20 protein-coding genes are annotated in these 18,078 nt (G+C 35.6%); 5 read left to right on the top strand and 15 right to left on the bottom strand.

Translation table 11 applies throughout. The features are described 5' to 3' along the window. Nucleotides 1–20 precede the first annotated feature (20 nt). The 13 genes from L1967_RS19150 to L1967_RS19210 all read right to left on the bottom strand — a co-directional run bounded on the left by L1967_RS19150 (nt 21) and on the right by L1967_RS19210 (nt 10,239). Entirely contained in the window at nt 21–938 is a 918-nt protein-coding gene (locus L1967_RS19150) for a PhzF family phenazine biosynthesis protein (protein WP_249603113.1), read from the bottom strand. Then, nucleotides 935–1,918, bottom strand: a complete 984-nt coding sequence (locus tag L1967_RS19155; protein WP_249603114.1) for a phosphotransferase — start codon at nt 1,916–1,918, stop codon at nt 935–937. Before L1967_RS19155 ends, L1967_RS19150 begins: the two co-directional genes overlap by 4 nt. A 155-nt stretch (nt 1,919–2,073) precedes the next feature. Then, entirely contained in the window at nt 2,074–2,982 is a 909-nt protein-coding gene (locus L1967_RS19160; protein WP_249603115.1) for an Abi family protein, read from the bottom strand. 335 nt (nt 2,983–3,317) lie between these two features. Continuing rightward, the gene (locus tag L1967_RS19165; RefSeq protein ID WP_249603116.1) at nt 3,318–3,908 is read right to left on the bottom strand and encodes a hypothetical protein; all 591 of its coding nucleotides are present in this window, start codon (nt 3,906–3,908) and stop codon (nt 3,318–3,320) included. A 512-nt stretch (nt 3,909–4,420) separates the two neighbouring features. Next, entirely contained in the window at nt 4,421–4,777 is a 357-nt protein-coding gene (locus tag L1967_RS19170; RefSeq protein ID WP_249603117.1) for a hypothetical protein, read from the bottom strand. Between the two features lie 166 nt (nt 4,778–4,943). Then, nucleotides 4,944–5,486 (bottom strand): hypothetical protein, encoded by a 543-nt coding sequence (locus L1967_RS19175; RefSeq protein WP_249603118.1) that lies wholly within the window; start codon nt 5,484–5,486, stop codon nt 4,944–4,946. A gap of 141 nt (nt 5,487–5,627) precedes the next feature. Beyond that, complete coding sequence (locus tag L1967_RS19180) at nt 5,628–5,900, bottom strand: hypothetical protein (protein ID WP_249603119.1); 273 nt, start codon at nt 5,898–5,900, stop codon at nt 5,628–5,630. Between the two features lie 273 nt (nt 5,901–6,173). Then, nucleotides 6,174–6,716, bottom strand: coding sequence for a hypothetical protein (locus L1967_RS19185; RefSeq protein ID WP_249603118.1), 543 nt, complete (start codon nt 6,714–6,716; stop codon nt 6,174–6,176). A 232-nt stretch (nt 6,717–6,948) separates the two neighbouring features. Beyond that, nucleotides 6,949–7,824 (bottom strand): DUF2971 domain-containing protein, encoded by an 876-nt coding sequence (locus tag L1967_RS19190; protein ID WP_249603120.1) that lies wholly within the window; start codon nt 7,822–7,824, stop codon nt 6,949–6,951. Between the two features lie 441 nt (nt 7,825–8,265). Continuing rightward, nucleotides 8,266–8,835: a mobilome CxxCx(11)CxxC protein gene (locus tag L1967_RS19195; RefSeq protein WP_249603121.1), complete on the bottom strand. Its 570-nt coding sequence runs from the start codon at nt 8,833–8,835 to the stop codon at nt 8,266–8,268. Between the two features lie 2 nt (nt 8,836–8,837). Then, entirely contained in the window at nt 8,838–9,014 is a 177-nt protein-coding gene (locus L1967_RS19200; RefSeq protein WP_249603122.1) for a hypothetical protein, read from the bottom strand. A 161-nt stretch (nt 9,015–9,175) separates the two neighbouring features. After that, the gene (locus tag L1967_RS19205) at nt 9,176–9,973 is read right to left on the bottom strand and encodes a hypothetical protein (protein WP_249603123.1); all 798 of its coding nucleotides are present in this window, start codon (nt 9,971–9,973) and stop codon (nt 9,176–9,178) included. Then, nucleotides 9,973–10,239, bottom strand: coding sequence for a hypothetical protein (locus tag L1967_RS19210; protein WP_249603124.1), 267 nt, complete (start codon nt 10,237–10,239; stop codon nt 9,973–9,975). The genes L1967_RS19205 and L1967_RS19210 overlap by 1 nt, the downstream gene beginning before the upstream one ends. Nucleotides 10,240–10,434: 195 nt before the next feature. Here L1967_RS19210 and L1967_RS19215 point away from each other — a divergent pair, with 195 nt between their 5' ends. The 4 genes from L1967_RS19215 to L1967_RS19230 all read left to right on the top strand — a co-directional run bounded on the left by L1967_RS19215 (nt 10,435) and on the right by L1967_RS19230 (nt 15,997). Next, nucleotides 10,435–11,571 carry a WD40/YVTN/BNR-like repeat-containing protein gene (locus L1967_RS19215; RefSeq protein ID WP_249603125.1) on the top strand — a complete coding sequence of 379 codons (1,137 nt, stop codon included), beginning with the start codon at nt 10,435–10,437 and terminating at the stop codon, nt 11,569–11,571. Nucleotides 11,572–11,813: 242 nt separating this feature from the next. Next, nucleotides 11,814–12,572, top strand: coding sequence for a WG repeat-containing protein (locus L1967_RS19220; protein WP_249603126.1), 759 nt, complete (start codon nt 11,814–11,816; stop codon nt 12,570–12,572). Further along, nucleotides 12,573–14,207 (top strand): WG repeat-containing protein, encoded by a 1,635-nt coding sequence (locus L1967_RS19225; protein WP_249603127.1) that lies wholly within the window; start codon nt 12,573–12,575, stop codon nt 14,205–14,207. 611 nt (nt 14,208–14,818) lie between these two features. Next, entirely contained in the window at nt 14,819–15,997 is a 1,179-nt protein-coding gene (locus L1967_RS19230) for a hypothetical protein (protein ID WP_249603128.1), read from the top strand. A 51-nt stretch (nt 15,998–16,048) separates the two neighbouring features. On the opposite strand, the gene L1967_RS19235 is transcribed toward L1967_RS19230, so the two are convergent. After that, nucleotides 16,049–16,510: a hypothetical protein gene (locus L1967_RS19235; protein WP_249603129.1), complete on the bottom strand. Its 462-nt coding sequence runs from the start codon at nt 16,508–16,510 to the stop codon at nt 16,049–16,051. A 226-nt stretch (nt 16,511–16,736) separates the two neighbouring features. Further along, complete coding sequence (locus L1967_RS19240; RefSeq protein WP_249603130.1) at nt 16,737–17,051, bottom strand: winged helix-turn-helix transcriptional regulator; 315 nt, start codon at nt 17,049–17,051, stop codon at nt 16,737–16,739. Nucleotides 17,052–17,281: 230 nt separating this feature from the next. Here L1967_RS19240 and L1967_RS19245 point away from each other — a divergent pair, with 230 nt between their 5' ends. Then, nucleotides 17,282–18,046, top strand: a complete 765-nt coding sequence (locus L1967_RS19245; RefSeq protein ID WP_249603131.1) for an MBL fold metallo-hydrolase — start codon at nt 17,282–17,284, stop codon at nt 18,044–18,046. Nucleotides 18,047–18,078 lie beyond the last annotated feature (32 nt).

Here is an 18,078-nt window from a genome sequence, read left to right on the forward strand (position 1 = left end):
TTACCGGTGTTACCAGCTGGCTATACTTTCCATTTTCCTTTACTTACATCGACAACTTTCCCACCAATTTTCAAGCTATATTTATTATTTTTAAACTTCCCGTCTAAATGTATGTATGATTTTCTTCCTATCTGAAACCCTTGTTCTACTGTAGCAGAGATTTCAAATGATTTATTCTTTAATAGATAAGCAAGGAAACAACCATTCGCACTTCCTGTAGCTGCATCTTCTACTAAATTTCCATTTTCGATACAAAACATTCTGGTATTGAAGCTATTCGATTTTTCGAAAGTTTCTTCTGTAACAAAAAATAAAGAAGTTGTTAGTCCGGTTGTACTATTGGTTTTGTACTTCTTTTTTTCGATTAAAAATTCTATCACTTTTTGTGAGTCAAGTTTAATCTGGTTGATTTTCTCTAAATTGATAACAGGGATCACAATATAGGGCAATCCTGTAGTTATTTCTTCTATGGATTTTTGCGTATCAAGAATATCTAATTTTAGATTCAATCCATCAGCAATTTCCTGATGGTTGTACCTTGTTACAAACTCTGGTTCGGCTTGTTGCATTATAAAATCACTGGTATCAACATCATTGATAGAAGTTAAATCAATGCTAATATTTGAATGTTTTAAATTCAGGGTAATACTCTTCTTTGGTGTTGGTAATAAGTATTTTGAAATAATAAAGGCTGTTCCTAATGATGGATGACCCGCAAAAGGGACTTCGTATTCGGGTGTGAAAATTCTAACATCAAACTGTTCATTGTTATTACTGTCTTTTACAAATGTTATTTCAGGAAAATTAAGTTCTCTTGCAATGTTGAGCATATTTTCAGTAGAAACCTTATTTTCGAAATCAACGAAAACGGCTAGTTGATTTCCTCCATATTTTTGTGAGGTGAAAACATCTACTAAATAATAATCTATTTCTGTCATTTTTTTGTTTTATAATATTCCATCCAAGATTTTATTCTTCCGACAAACATTTTCAGATAGTTTTCGGTTAGAAATATATTTGACCAATCAAACCTTTGTGCTTGTACCCCAAGATAAAAAGCAAAGATTGAAGCTCCAGCTTCTGGAATTAATTTAATTTCTTCGTCTGAAAGTTCTCTTATTTCTCGATAAGCATTTAGAAAACTTTCAACTTTTGATTCATATTTTTTCTTGTCAGATTCTATAAAAAACAATTGTTTGCAAAAGTAACCAATATCTAAAATCAATAAACCATTTCCACAATTGTCAAAGTCAAATATTGTAATTTCTTTGTTGTCCTTAACACTCAAATTATCATACCAAATGTCAAGATGAATAATCCCTTTTTGAAAATTTAATGGATTAATTTTCTCAAAGGTCTCTGAAATTTTATAGTTAAGTTCTTTTAGATACCTCATTTCGGTCAGATTCTCTGCAAAAAAATGAGCCAGTTGTTTATAGGACTTTTTTAAAAGTATTTCAGAATTATAATCAGTTCTATTAATTGATTTGTTCGCTGTAATATGATGAATTTTAGCCATAAGTGAGCCAATTTCAGAACAAGTGTCATTGTCCATAAATCTCATTTTTTCTCCTTTTGCGAAAGAGAAGAGCACAACATAGCGAATCCCTTCGGGTGCATTTATTTCTTGAATTTGGTTGTCTTCTTTGTCAGAAATTGGATATGAAACGGAAAGGTTGTTTTTTTTGAGTAATTCGAGTAATAATAATTCTTCTTGAATTTCAGTTTTTGTTCTCCAATTATGACTGTAAACTCTAATAACAAATTTTCTTTTTGTATTTGAAATGAAATAAGTGTGATTCATTCCTGTTCTGAATAATTTGCATTCAAAACTTTCACCTAAATTGTATTTATCTTTAATAAAGTTACCTAATTCTTTTTCTGATAAAGTTGAATTTGATACTGGAAAAGTTGTCATTCGGTTAGTTCTTGTTTTTAATTGTGGCTAACGTAGCTATAACACAACTCTTGTTGTGTGACATTCCTTTTAGTTCAATGATAAAACTACCCAAAAATCACCAATCTCCATTAAGGATTTTTTGAAATTATTAGCTTGTGCGACGGTTAGTTTTATTAGCTGCTGGTCTTGTTCCAAGCTGCATCTTCTTTCCAACTGTTCGGAAATCCCATAAATCTCGTATTAATGCTTGGATACTCTTCGATAAGACCTACAACTTTTTCAATAAATCTATTTGAAACATTTATTTTGGAAAGTAATCTATCAATCATCGCGATAACACCGTAGCAACTCCGATTGAAATCATCTGGCAATTCACCATTAAATTGGTATTTTTTGCGCTTTGGAATTGTTGGTCTGTCAGCCGTAATTCCTCTATTCCATAATCTACCGTGGTGAGCGCAAATATTTCTAACATTGTTGAGATATATAAACCAAGATGATAAAATCACACTTGGCAAACCAAAATCTTCTGCAATTGAAATTTTCTCAGTATCGTTACTCAATCCTCTATATAATCTTGAAAGCTTGCCCATAGTCAAAATTTCCATTGCCATATTTGATGGTGGCAATGTCTCGGATGTATATTTTCTTTTGAAGTATTTTAAAAATCTTTCTTGAGGTTCGATAAATCTCTCTGCAATTTCTTCGTTTATAGAGTCATAGACATTTTTATCGTCATATAAGTCGTATTGTGTAAACCAATAAAATCCGTGATTGATGCAATAGTAGTCAGTTAATTTGGAACGTAGTGCAACTTCAATTCTTTCTAAATATTCGTTAATAATAGCTCTAAGTTTTTTATCAAAATGATAATGTAAAATTATATCATTAAAGCTAATTCCGTCTTTGAATTGATGACTTCCATCATTTTCTTGCAAGTGATACATATAACCCGTAAGCCTAAAATAACCTATGGTTGCTAAATATTTTCTTGCTCTATCCACCTTTGGGATAGATAAACCTCGTTCGATTAATAGTTGAATATGCTCATCGGCAGTTAAAGGCTTTTTTTCATATTTCATAGCACTGAACTCTGACTTTATTGCAAAAAAAAGCCTCGCAAATTGCGCTTAAATCAGAGGCGTGCGAGGGATTGATGGTACAAATATAAATATTCTTTCAATCTAAAGCAATTATTTTCGTTTTTTTTGACTTGTAGGTAACGTGACTTTATATAACAAGTAGCGTGAAGTTGTGTGTTATTTTCAATTTTGCCACAAGCCAAATACTTTATGTTTTGTTTTTATTTTTTTAAATGCCAAATTGGAAATTTGGCGACCTCATAATAAACAAGCATAGACTTTCAAATTAAGCCTAAACTGCCCTATGTTTTTTAGCTGTGTTGTATAAAGCGTTTTTATTCTAATTCGTACTTAGAAAGTAACTCATTATATTGCTTGTAAATCCATTTAAAAGACTCTTTTCGATAATTAATTAGGTCAATCGAGTTTTCTGTCAAATCAGTTAATTTGATTCCGCTGTCTACAAATTCATAATCACTTAATAATTTATTCTCAACTATTTTAGGTAATAAAGAAACTTCATATCCTTTTTCACGATGTTTTTTTAAATAAAACATTATCGAACTCATATTACTTAATCCACCACCAGAACCTTCAAGAGCAAAATAGCCTAATCCGTATTGATTTATTTTTCCTGTTGATTTTTCAAGGATTACAGGAGCAACCAAATTCCAGGCACTTGAGTCTTTAGTTTTTTGAATAAAGAAATAAACGATTACGTTGTCATTAATCTTATCTATCAAATCTATATTCCAACCACCAAGAGTCGTTTTGTAGTCTTTAAAAATAGGTTTATCCTCAATCTCAATTATTGACTCATTTTCCATTTCTAATTCAGAGTTTTCTTTGTTAAGTCCTCGGTCAATGGGAATATTAAAGACAGATGAGAGCGTATTTTTTATTCCGTTATAGTTTAGATTAATCATATCAGTTTTTTTAATGCTACATAACATAAATGTAATACAACTCTTGTTGTATTATATCCCTTTTATCACAATCCTAAATCTACCAAAAAAAAACCAATCACCATTACGGTTTCCCTTAAAATTACTTATTGCAGCCTTATCATCCATTAACAAAAGTCCTGTTTAAAGAGAAAACCGCTTTAAGCGGTTGATTGGGATGAGGATTTCTTGAAATTTATTAGCTTGTATAACGCTTACCGGTGTTGTGCGTAGTGTTTTTTATTTCTTTTATGATGCGATAAATAATATATACAATCGCAATTAGATTAATAATTTGCCAAATATTGAAACAAATATAATTTACTTTTTGCCAAAAGGTCATACTCTCTAAACTCCAATATTCACCTTTACTTTCATCATAGAAATCATCATACTCCATTAATAACAAAGCGAGAACTAAGTATATCGCCAAGTCGATAATAATTATTCCCGCTGTGATTAGAATGTTTTTTATGGTCAGATATCTCTTCATTCTATCCGTCCCAAACTGAAAAGTCAGTTATTTTATTATTATCAAATTTAATATTCAGTCGTCCAGTGTTAATTCCACGCTTTGAATAACCTAAAAAATAGCCAAATTCATTTTCTGTTTTCGAGTCTGGCTCTCCTAATAATTTTAAAAGTTCGCTCTTGGACATTCCTTTTAGGTCATAGTTATTTCTTAAACTGTTCATCATATCCCATCTTAGCGACCATTCAGTTTCAGATTCCGTCCAGTTTTTCCACTTTTCAGAGTCAAACTTTTCGTGTGTAATTCTCCCTTTAAGTACAAAGCCAATTAAAATTATTAGTCCAATCGTTAAAATTCCATATTTAAACTTTTTGCTCAATTTTTTGTTTTTTCAAATGCACCACAACATAACTATACCACAACAAGCCTTGTGTGATATCCATTTTAGTTCAATCATAAAACTACCCAAAAATCATCAATCTCCATTAAGGATTTCTTGAAATTATTAGATTGTATAACGCTTACCGGTGTTGGCAACTGGCTTTTCATTCTATATGATACCATTTATATTCTTTTCCGTTCCAAAATAAAATACCGCCACCGTGAGATTCCTCAACGCTCATATAAATTCCGTTTCCAATTAGTTTGAAACTTTTACTCTCATCTTGTCCGATTATATCTCCAGTCTTTTCGTCAACCAAAGTCGGTAACACAATTTCTCCTTTCGGTAGAGTTTTGAAAACCTCAATCCAATTCAAATCGGTCATTTGGTCAATTTCTTTTCCTGCTCCAAAAATGAAACTTTCTTGGTTTAGAGAGTTATTGAGAATCAAAACTCCGATTTTGCCATTTTTTTTGTTTTTAACAAGTGAAGCGAAATCCGTTTTATCATCTCCGTTAAAGTCTCCAATCAGATTTTTGTCAACTATCAATTCCAAAGAATCCGGAACTTTTGTCAAATTCACCCTTTCGGTCGGTTGAGATTGCAATTGTGTTTCTTCTACTTTAGGTTCAGATTTTTTTTCTGCTTTTTCCTTGCAGGATGAAAAGTATAAAATCAGAATTAAAATTGTTATTGGTAATCTCATTGTTAAACTTGTTGCCAACATAAATATAACTCAACAAGTTATATGGCACAATCATAAAACTACCCAAAATCACCAATCTCCATTAAGGGTTTCTAGGAATTATTAGCTTGTGCAACGCTTACCGGTGTTGTGCGTAGTGTTTTATTCTCCATTTTTTATAGGAACATTAAATTCCTTAACTATTTTCTCTCCATTAATTTCAAAACGTAATTTTATATTCAAAGTATCAGATTCCAAATAATTGCTTGGAACATTTATTTCTGTTTTAGTAGTTCTGTTTTCCGTTCCTAACATTTTTATTCCAGTTCCAAAAATCGAACCCGTTTTTGGGTCAATATTTTTCCATTCAAAATCCGTTCTGATTGGCGTGTCATAAGTCAGATAGTCATTTCCATTTAATATTTTTAATTCCACGCTACTTTCTCCGTTTTTGTATATAAATTCCGATGAGTTTTTTTTCGATTCCGTACAGGAATTCAGAGTAAGAATTAGAAGTCCAAATAGTAAAGTTCGTTTAATCATCTTGAGGTTTCTCATATCACGCACAACATAACTATACCCCAACTCTTGTTGTGTTATATCTATTTTAGTTCAATCATAAATCTACCCAAAAATCACCAATCTCCATTAAGGATTTCTTGAAATTATGAGCTTGTGTAACGCTTACCGGTGTTGGCAACTGGCTTTTCATTCTATATGATACCATTTATATTCTTTTCCGTTCCAAAATAAAATTCCGCCACCGTGAGATTCCTCAACGCTCATATAAATTCCGTTTCCAATTAGTTTGAAACTTTTACTCTCATCTTGTCCGATTATATCTCCAGTCTTTTCGTCAACCAAAGTCGGTAACACAATTTCTCCTTTCGGTAGAGTTTTGAAAACCTCAATCCAATTCAAATCGGTCATTTGGTCAATTTCTTTTCCTGCTCCAAAAATGAAACTTTCTTGGTTTAGAGAGTTATTGAGAATCAAAACTCCGATTTTGCCATTTTTTTTGTTTTTAACAAGTGAAGCGAAATCCGTTTTATCATCTCCGTTAAAGTCTCCAATCAGATTTTTGTCAACTATCAATTCCAAAGAATCCGGAACTTTTGTCAAATTCACCCTTTCGGTCGGTTGAGATTGCAATTGCGTTTCTTCTACTTTAGGTTCAGATTTTTTTTCTGCTTTTTCCTTGCAGGATGAAAAGTATAAAATCAGAATTAAAATTGTTATTGGTAATCTCATTGTTAAACTTGTTGCCAACATAAATATAACTCAACAAGTTATATGACACAATCATAAAACTACCCAAAAATCACCAATATCAATCGCGGTTTCCCTTAAAATTACTTATTGCAGCCTTATCATCCAGTAACCAAAGTCCAGTTAAAAAAGAAAAACCGCTTTAAGCGGTTGATTGGGATAAGGATTTCTTGGAATTATTAGCTTGTATAACGCTTACCGGTGTTAGGTACGTTTATTTTTTATTCATTATTTGATTATACTCTTCTGACAGACCTAACTCTTCTATGCTAACTCCACTTCCTGCAATATCTCCTAAATTCATCGGATCGATTTTTAATTCATATTGATCAGGTCTAATTCTAGCAATCTTAAACTCGAATTGATATCCGAGTGAAGCTAAAAGTTTGCAAATAGTATATCTGTCTTTTGGGTTTGATTTTGCACCGAAAATCACACTTTTAATTTTTTTTCTATTGAATTTATTTGGGCCTTGTTTTGAAATCAAGCGTATTTCTTCTTCATAATTCCATTTCCTCGATTTTGTAGACAATAATTGTCTTTTTAACTCACTTTCATTAATAGGTCCATAGTTGAATAGATCAATTGGAATATCGTCATAGTTAACTTCCTCTATTTCGAAAGTATTAGTTTCATCCATTGGAAGAGTAGTAGTCGAATCAGCTTCTTCAATTTCAAATTCCAAACACAATCCTGTATGGTTCTTTGCATAATGTCCCCACATTAATGGACAAGTCGAAGTTTTAGAACCACACGTCACACCAAAACGTTTCGAATCAACAAGTAGAAAAGTTAAGTCATCAAACATTTTTATTTGTAACTCATTATTTTTAAAGATAAAGGTCTTCTCGAAAATATCTGGATAGTTGTAAAAAGAATAGATCTCAGCCAACCTTTCTGGTATTGATAGATTTCCCGAATCATAGCTATCAAAACTCTTAATTGCATTTAAATAAGCATTTATGGTGTAATTCCAATTCTTTTTGTTTGACTGAAATTCTGTTGAATTTTTATCTATTTCAGTTCTGTCGGTAATGTGTAATTTAATGTGTTCGAAAAGAGATTTGACTTTTGATTTATCCTTTGTCAATTTAAAAAGAGGTTTAGAATCAAATAAGTCGTTGAAATCTCTTGGATTGGCAAAAAACAGCTCATTGTTAATTAATGAACTGTACAAGTATTGGTCAATCTTTTGATATTTGAATATAGTTCTTATAATTCTACTATTTTGAATGTTTTGCAAATGTACTCTAACATAAAGCTACCCAAAAATCAACAATTTCAATTAAGGATTTCTAGGAAATATTAGCTCGGGTAACGGTTACTGGTGTTGCCAGTAGTTATTTCCCGCAACGTGGACATTTTTCATTTGTACTCGTTGGACCTGTAAAAAGTCCTTTCTCAAGTGTCTGACTTGGTCCTGTGTAAAAACCCTCATTTAAATGTTGAACATTTTGTTTGGATAAAACGTATCTAATAGCTTCTTGCTTTTCTGACTCGTTTAGAGCATCAAATAGTAATTTAAACTTTTCTAACATAATTTCTGTTCTGTTATTTTATTACCACATAATTGGCAATCTCCTTTTTCATATTTCCAAGGTGAAGAATTACATACTGGACAAGTAATTTTGTGATTTCCAGGTTGTACTTCTTTTAGAGCTTCTCTATAAGTTTCTTTTCTTTTATCCTCAGGTAAACCAGCAAAAGTATCAATATCACTATTGTCTATTTCACTAACATATCTGTAAAACCACTCTCGTTCTATTTCACTCAGTTTTTCAATATTGTCACATTCGTTCGCAATGAAAATATTATTCTTCATTCCAATTTTATGGGTAGTGATTTTGTCGGTTATTTTTAGAATTAGAGAAAGAAATGAAATAGCTATAAGAACTAATGAAAGTCCAAAGCTTATATTATTCATAAGCAGTTCATATTCTCCGCCTTTTGTTACATATTGAGCAATTATAAAAAATAGAGGGACAATTAAAGTCAAAATTAAAAATAGAATATTTAGCCTTTCGTATTTGTTCTTTCCCTTTCGATGAAGAATTTTAGCCGATGTAGCATTTAATTTAGTTTGCTCAATTTTACTTTGCATAATTACTCCGCCAATTCAAGTTCCGTAATAGGATAATTTTCAGCTCCTTGTCCATATCTTTCAAAATCCCCATAAGCACAAAAAGCAAATCCGTTCTTGATTTCAAAAGCTGTCATTATGCCCTTAATATTATCAACTTTTTTATCTCTATGTCTAACTCTATTTCCTTTTTTTATCATTTTCTTATAATTTTTGGTAACCTAGCTATAACAAAACTCTTGTTGGGCGATATCCATTTTAGTTCAATGATAAAACTACCCAAAAATCACCAATTCCCATTAAGGATTTCTTGGGATTATTAGCTTGTGTAACGCTTATCGGTGTTGTGAGCTGTGCTTTTTCACTCTACTTCTCTAGGTGTAAACTCTTGCTTTTCATCATTATACGATAAGGTGTAATATGTAAAGTTTAAGTTTTTAATTTCTGAATATTTAAGAAGTAAAGTGTGTCCTTTTATTGGATAATAGTTTTTAGAATTATCTTGTTTAATACCTTCAACGATTTTACTGTCATTTTTTATATTCCTTCTTTCAGCACCAGTAAGACTTATGTAATTTAATCCTCCATCATTGCTTAATTCATAATCAACCAATATACCATCGTATAAGTAACTTTCATTGTTTATTTCTACAATCGCATCTACAAAAACAAATTCAATATCTTCTACCGTATCTTCGTCTAGTGTCATATCAGCTCTAGGAAAATCAAAGAATTCTCCTTTGAGTATATAATGCCACGAATTTTGAAACCTGAAAAACTTACTATACCTATCCCATTTTCTTAACCTTACAATTTTCTTTAAAATATATCCACAAAGTCCTGAAGCAAAGAACATTGTTGAATTGTATGTTATTATGTTTAAAAAGTTTTTCTCAACATTTTGAAAAGAAGATTTTTCTGTACTTTGCGAAAGAATATTACCTAAAATATATAGATCAACTTTTTGATTAAAAATATTCGCTAAAAAATACCAAATAAATTGAAATAGTAAAGCTGGTAGAAATGTTGCAATGAAGACACCAAAAAAAGTTTCTTTAAAATATTCTTTTGAAAATTCTTCTGAATAATAAAACCTCCTAAATAGAATACCTGGAATTAAAAGAAAGAATAATATTAGTGTAGATAGAGCTATGCTCATTAAGCTTTCTCTAATCTATTTATTTTACCTTTTGTTGAATCTGAAACTTTGAAGGATGCTTTAACATTATGTCTCAGTGAACGCACAGCTTCTGCTAAATTAACAGAGTCTTTTCTATTACTAATAATAACGCCAACCCTTTCACTTGTTAATGAAGAGTCTGAATGTCTAAAGGATAACGCTCTTTTACTAATATTCTTTTTTTCTCTGCTCATAATACCAAATATATCACAAAATTTATTCCAAAGCAATTTTATTTTATTCATCGTTGTTTTCGCATTGCCCACAACATAAATATAACCCAAAAAGCTATATTATAAGCAATTATAAATCTACCAAAAAAACCCCAATCCCCATTACGGTTTCCCTTAAAAGAGAAAAACAGCCCATCAAAAAAACCGTTCCTAAAAAAATAGCCGTTCCACATAATCAAATACCTTTGCCCACGTTAGCTTAATGCTATGCAGAAGAATAAACCAATGAAAACAAGACCAAGCCTCGGGATCCTTGTCGCCCTCCTTTTTAGTTTACCCGGTATCGCGCAGCAAACCTACCAACCCGTGAGTGCGCTTAATGTGGAAATTGACACGATACCGGTGAGTTTCCCCGAGCAGGAACAATTTAAAAACGAGGTGACCGGCAACACCGTCAAGGTATTGCACGCGGTAGAAAATACCGGATTTCAGTTTTATAACAGCGTGAGTTTTCGCAACAAAAAAGAAGGCATTATCGCCGGCGGCACCCGGTTACGCTTGCGCTCTACCCAAGACGGCGGAAAACATTGGAAAGGCTTTTCCTTTTCGGGTTTTGCCAATGCCTTTTACAGCACCGCCATTTACGAAAATCAGTTTTATGTGGTGGGCGCTTCCCGCTATATTTTTAGGAATAACGATTTAAATACCGAATGGGAAGCTTTTGATGTCAATGTCCTGGCCGAAAACAAATACGCCCTACGCCATCCTAAATTTTATAAAATAAAGTTTTCTCCCAGCGGTTTGGGGATTATCGTTGGTGATAACAACGGAAAACCTCTCGCCCTAAAAACCACAGATAAAGGCGCGCACTGGCAACAAGTTCCGCTTGATGGATTGCCAGCCGATGAAGTTCCCCTAAGCGATGTGTTTATTTTTCCCGATAACACCATCAGGATCCTTTCGTTTACAGGAAATGTGTACGAAAGTACCAACCAGGGCAACAATTGGCGCCCGTTGCGTAGCGGAAAAGAAGGAGAATCTTTAAATTCCATCGCCTTTACCACCAAAAAAGAAGGTTATATTTCCGGGTTGCAAGGCCTGCTTTTAAAAACCACCGACGGCGGAAAAACCTGGGAACAGATAGATACCGCAGTGTTGGGAAGCGGCGCCAATATTTCGAATTTAGAATATACGAACGACCACCGCTTGCTGCTCACCACTGCCGAAAGTTTTCAGGATAAAAAAACGAAAGCGCCCCTATTTTCCATCGATGCGCAGGGAAAACTCTCGCCCTTTCTGTTGGCCAACGGGAAAACTTTTGTGTTTGATGCTTACGGACTTTTCTTGCTAAACGACAAGGTGTTTCTCTTAAGCCGCGATAAATTATACCAAACAAAACTATAGTTCGTAATAAGAACTATTTTACGTAACGCTGCGATATCATTTTAGGCAAGGCCAACCTCCTAAAAATGAACCTCAAAAGCCACCAATTACTCCCATTGGCTAAACTTTAGCATATTTTTCACGGAATACAGGGGGTGCGTTCCCGTTAGATTTTGCTTGCTTTGTAATGGCAAAAAGAGCACTGCTGAAAAGCTGAACAAGGAATGCCGCTTTTCAGCATTAATCCATAAAAGCCTTAAAAAATGAGCACCTACAACACTAGTATACATCGCCTGCTGCTGCTAAGCCTTATCTGTTTTTTAAATGCCTGCGATACGTCTAAAAATGTCGCCGAAAAAAATTCAGATGCCGCCACCCAAGCAGTAATCGATACGGTGATTTACCCCAAAAGCACGCCCTTTTTTCAGGGAATTGCCCGGGTAGAAAAAGACAGCAGTCATTTTTACATCACCAAAAACGGCCGGCGCGCTTTTACCACCATCGTTCAGGATTTTCATCCGCTAGACAGCGTGGTGCCCACCAGCAACGGGATGGAACGTTCTTACGAAAACGAAAATAAGCGAATGTATATCGTTCAGGTAGCCAACGGAAAATCGGGAATGCTCAACGAAACCGGTGAATGGGTTATTCCGCCAAATTATGAAAAAATAAGCTTTGTTTTTGGGCGTTACCTTCAAATTGAAGACCAGGGTAAAAAGACTTTTGCCGATTCCTGGGGGCAATTTTTGGTGCCGTTGGAATTTGAAGATGTGATGGTGCTCAATCGGCATCTTTTTGATGTAAAAAAGAATGAAAAATGGGGCGTTTACGATGCGGAAACAGAAAAAATTAAAATTCCTTTTGAATATGACCAATTTGATTATTGCAGCGGTTGCGGACGAAAATCAGATTATTTGTATGCCAAAAAAGATGGAAAATGGGGCGTGATCAATTTTAAAAATGAAGTTTTAGCGCCTTTCCGTTACGAGCATCAACACGTAAATATGCGCAGCGACGAGTGAGTGGCCGCCTTCAGAAAAAACGGAGAACAGGTGGTTTTCAACCTTCCGAAGCAACAAGAATTTGCCGGCCCAGAATATAAACGCCTGCAGATCGAAAACGGACATTTAATCGCTTCAAAAGCGGGAAAATCTCCCAATGCGGAAGCACTTTTTGGATTGTTTAACCGCAACGGCGAACAAATCGTTCCGTTTGAATATTCGGCGATTTACAATCCGTATTCCACCTTTCAGTCGGGCGCCTATTTTTCCGTAGAAAAAGACGGCAATTACGGCATTATCGATACGCTGGGCAATGTCATTATTCCGCCTACCTATAAAAATCGGTTGATGGTTCGGGGGGATTATTTCATCAGCAAAAAAGACGACAAATTAGGGCTGCTGGATAAGCAAAATAAGCAATTGCTGCCCAATACTTACGATTGGATCGATTTAAGTGAAATACGCACCGGCCCCGACCAATTGATGCCGATTTTTAAAACGAGAACCAACGGAAAATACGGATTTTATGTTCCTAAAACGGGTAAAATCGTGCCTCCAAAATACGATCGGGTCGAATTTTTTAACGACCGCCAGTCCTATCGTTTTGAGGACAAACCCGTAGGATTAATCCGTTTGGAAAATGACGGAAAAGACCAATTATACTTGCTTCATTCAGATAAAATAATCCCGGGAGATTATGCCAAAATCGAATTACAAGCGCATCATAAAGTTATTTTATCACAAGAAAATTATGGCGCTCAGGGGGTTTACGATTTAGAAAAAGAACAATTGATTATTCCCATCGAGTACAACTATATTCGGATGTTTAACCAAAAACATCAGCTGATTCGGGTAGAAAAAGAGACCGAAAATCATCGAACACTGGCCGGCCTTTTTGATGCGGAAGGAAACGAGGTGTTACCGATTTCCTATGCTCATATTGAGCAAATGGACGACCCGTATTTTGTGTTGAAGCACAATGAAAACGGGTATGCACTTTTTAATGCGGAAACGAATACGCAAGAACCGCTTCCGTTTACCGAAATGAGCAAAGACGAAAACCATTGGTTGCTCACCGTGCAAAAAAACGGAAAAACTTATTTGTACGATTACAAAAAGCAAAAGCTGCTAACCGAAGGCTATTCGCTTATTAAACCTTTAAAAAACGGAAATTACCTGGTCGCCCAACAAGAGGCTAACCGGTTACATTTTGGTTATGCCAATGCGGAAGGAAAACTGATTGTTCCCGTGACTTACGATAGCCGGGAAGACGACTATTTACAGAAATTTGAGAACGAACATTACCTGCCTTTGTTTAAAAAAGACACGGCTACCGGCAAAATGCGGAAAGGATTTGCTAATCTGGAAGGGAAAATCGTGGTGCCGGCGCGTTTTCAGCAAGTTTTTGAGGAAGAAAATGGCAACGGATTTTTAACGATGCTCGACAATAGCTTCGGAATTATTACAGCGGAAGGAAAAGAGCTGCTGCCGCCCAAATATGATATTTATTTAAACCAACGGCTGAATGTGTACCGGGAAACCTCAAATTTCAGCTTTCCCATCGCTTTTAAAAAGGACGGTCTTTGGCAATTTATGGATAGAAACGGCCAACTGTTACCCATAAAAACCAGAGAAATCATCGATGTTCCGAAGTAATCAAGAACCTCGGGGCAAGCCCGCGAAGTATGAATCGGAAAAACTTTTTTATAATTTCGAGGCAAGCTTCGGGGAATTAAACCCTTAATAAGGGATTAAAAACCTGAGTTCGATCTAAGAAAATTTTAGAGACGGAGTAAAATCTTTGCAAAAGATGTTGTGTCGAAGTTTCCATTTTAGTAGCATTTCGATACAAATTTTCCTTGAAAATTCACTCAATGATCCAAAATGCCTGCTGGCGAGGCAAGCTTCGGGGAATTAAACCCTTAATAAGGGATTAAAAACCTGAGTTCGATCTAAGAAAATTTCGGAGACTGAGTAAAATCTTTGCAAAAGATGTTGTGTTGAAGTTTCCATTTTGGTAGCATTTCGATACAAATTTTCCTTGAAAATTCACTCAATGATCCAAAATGAACTCAAATTAAAAAGAAAACTGATGAATCGTTACTTGTAATCATTCGTTGTTTTCGTCATTCCGTTCCGATAGCTATCGGAATTGATCCGGAATCTCATACCATATTGAAAAAATAGAATATTGAGATAAAACCTGACTCAACATTTCGACTGAACTCAGGATGATTTATTACAGACCTAAAAAAAATAAAATTGATATGAATATTCAAAAAACCATCATCGCGATACTACTGTTGTGTTCTGTTGTTGCCGGGGCGCAAACCAGTGATTTTATAGGCTCGTATTACTACACGAAAATGGAGTATGCCGAGCAGTTGCATATTTTACCGTCGCAGCGTTTTTCGTGGCAACAGGTGTATGGCGCGGTCGATAAAGACCTACGGGGAAAATGGTCGGTTACGGGCGACACGCTGCAGCTCGTATTCGATGAGTTACCCAGCGAGGTGCAACCGGGAAAATTTGAGGCTGTTTTAACCGATTCCGGAAGCCTGAATTTTATAACTTTTGATAGTCAACCGGTAACAAATGAACGAAACCTACAAGCGATTGAAAAAAAATTACCGCCGGAAATTGCCCAAAAACTCGCCCAACCTATCGATTATTCTGAAGCGATTGCGGCCCAAAAAGAACGGGTACAACAGCAAAAAACCGCCGACCAAAAACGCTTTGAAAAGTTTAATGCGGAACGGAAAAAGTACGGCAAGTACCACGGCTTTTTTAAAAGTCAAAATAAAGATTTTCCTTTCCAGTTGGCATTCAACGCCAAGTACCATCAGTTTATCGCTACGCGACCCGATTCGTTGCGCGACCAGGTGGCCACTTATTTAGTAGGCGATTTTAAGGTTAAAAACGATACGGCTTATGCCACCACCAATCCCGATCAGGATGAAATAAAGGTATTTGCCTATAACGCGGAAACTTCTTCTGAAAAAATACAGGTTTATTTAAAGAATATGGACGCTAAACACCTCCAGCTACAAACCGGAAAAACCTTTGCAAGCTCAAATTTTGTTTCTGCTGAAGCTTTCCAAAAAGAAAACGATAGTGTGCAACGCCTACGCCTGGAAAAAAGCGATAGCCTTTGGGTAGCCGTTGGGGAAAAAGAGCGCCATATTTATAATTTTCCGCTTGCGGAAGGCAATCATTCCATATTAATTAAACCAACCGCCTATCCCGTCGAAACCTGGGTAGAACAGCCCATTTTCATCAATAGCCAGGATGAAATCCATACGCTTTTTAACGGCAAAACCATCCTGAAATTAAGCACCGGCGAAGGTTTTTATCCGCCCCTAAAAATGATGTCCACGCCTCCCAATTTCAAGGGGAAACGCTATTTCCCCGTAGAAAGACAACGGCTTTTTAAGATGAAAGAATGAGGTTGATTGGGAGTTGGTATTTTATGCGATATGTTTGAATGCCGAAACTGATTACCAACTCTCTTTTTCTTGAATCGCGATCAAGTTTCCATCAACCATCTTATAAAACATTCTTTTTTCATCCCCATTCACCACATAAGGAAGTCCGTAGATAATCACTTCCTTTTTAGAATTTGCTTTTGAGGATATAAACTGATATTTGGGTTCTAATAGGATATTTTTATCGCTATCGGCCACTCCGTATGCAAAATAGTCATTGGTTGTACTTCCGCCGCCACCAAAGCCCAGGAGCATTATATCTTTAGAATACTTGTATTTTTTAATCAGGATCAGCTTATCGTCAAGATGTTGGTTCGCATAGCTCAGTTCAGCTGCATTTTCGATATAGTCGGTCCCCAGTAAGCTCATACGGTAGTACGGTTGTCCTGCAAGTCGCCAAACAAATATACCCATCATTATCAGCACAATAAGCGCTACGATCCCTCCTATTTTTAACCATTTTTTCCCCTTCATTTTTTTCCTTTTACGAATTCCCAAAACCTCCATACCGGAACGATGACCCCAAGTGAAGCTCGGCAATTCCCAGATTAAATTTAAGGATAAGGGCGCTAATCTTCAAACTAAGAAAAGAAAGCTTTCTGTTTTTTTACACGCCTTCACCAAACCCTCCTCTTTATCATAACGCTAAGAGGTGTTAGAAAAATATATTAAATGATGCATCCTAATTATAACGTTGAAACTATCGGCTTTTCCCCCAAGCCTCCAACATTTGCAAGGCGGGCCCTAAAGATTTTGTATCTGGATGAAGTCGATAAGCAACTTGTGGCGGAAAATCATTTCGTTCTATTCGCTCTACAATACGATGTTCCTGCATTTGTTGTAATTGCTCCAGCAGCACTTTTTTGGAAACCCGCGGCATTTTACGCCATAATTCGATAAAGCGTATTTCTTTCTCGTGAAAGAGATGGTGCAAAATCAAGGGTTTCCATTTTCCTGACAGTACCTCCATACTGCGTTTTAATCCACATTGTTCAAATTCGGTATAATTCATCATTCAAAAGTTAAGATCCCAGGGCAACCCCAAAAGGATGGATTGGAAAACATTTTTTCAATCTCGCGATAAATCTAAGAGAATTACCCCTCAATGAGGGATGAAATGGGTTACCTGAAAGTAAACTTCTTTAAGATCCGCTAGCGACGTTCTAATTTAGCGATAATTAAGTAAAAAAGCTCTGGGTAAATCGGCTGTTTTCAGTTTTGGCGGAAGCATTAAATGCGATAGTTATGGAATTTCAGTTATGGCGCAATGCTACGGTTTTAGTGAGCATTGACAACATCAAATTTTTAGTGGATCCTATGTTGGGGGAAAAATCATCGTTTGGGGCTTTTCCGTATACCGAAGATCCCCGAGCAAATCCGTTGGTTGACTTGCCTTTTTCGGGTAAAGCATTGAGAAAACAGCTTCAGGAGTTAGATGCCGTAGTGGTTACCCATCTTCATCCCGATCACTGGGATGCGGCAGCGGTTCAACTTTTGGATAAAAAGCTTCCCATCATTTGTCCTGAAATCATTGCAAAAACGATTGTGGCTTATGGTTTTACCAAGGTCATTCCCGTAGCTTCATCCATCCATTTTAAAGGGATTGAAATCGTACTTACGGAAGGCAAACACGGTACAGGTGCCATAGAGGAAAAAATGGGCGTGGTGAATGGATTTGTATGTTCTTCTAAAAATGAAAGTATCTATTTTGCAGGGGATACTATTTGGTGTGATGCTGTGAAATCGAGCATTGGTACGTACCAACCAAGGTATGTAGTCGTAGCCGGTGGAGCAGCCACTTTTGCGATTGGGGAACCGGTAACAATGTCGGTGGAACACCTTAACTCCCTTGCAGCTACTTTTCCTGAAATCACCATCATCATCACGCATCTGGAAGCGGTGAGTCCGTGTACGGAAGATCGGGAGTTTATTCGCAAAGAAATGGCGAAAAATGGTTTATCTGATCGGTGTTTGATACCAAAGGACGGAGCGCATTATTCGTTCCATTGATTTCCTGATAGGAACCGGTATGCTAGAGAAGT

Source organism: Zunongwangia pacifica, assembly GCF_023499215.1.
In the GTDB taxonomy this organism is placed as follows: Bacteria; Bacteroidota; Bacteroidia; order Flavobacteriales; family Flavobacteriaceae; genus Zunongwangia; species Zunongwangia pacifica.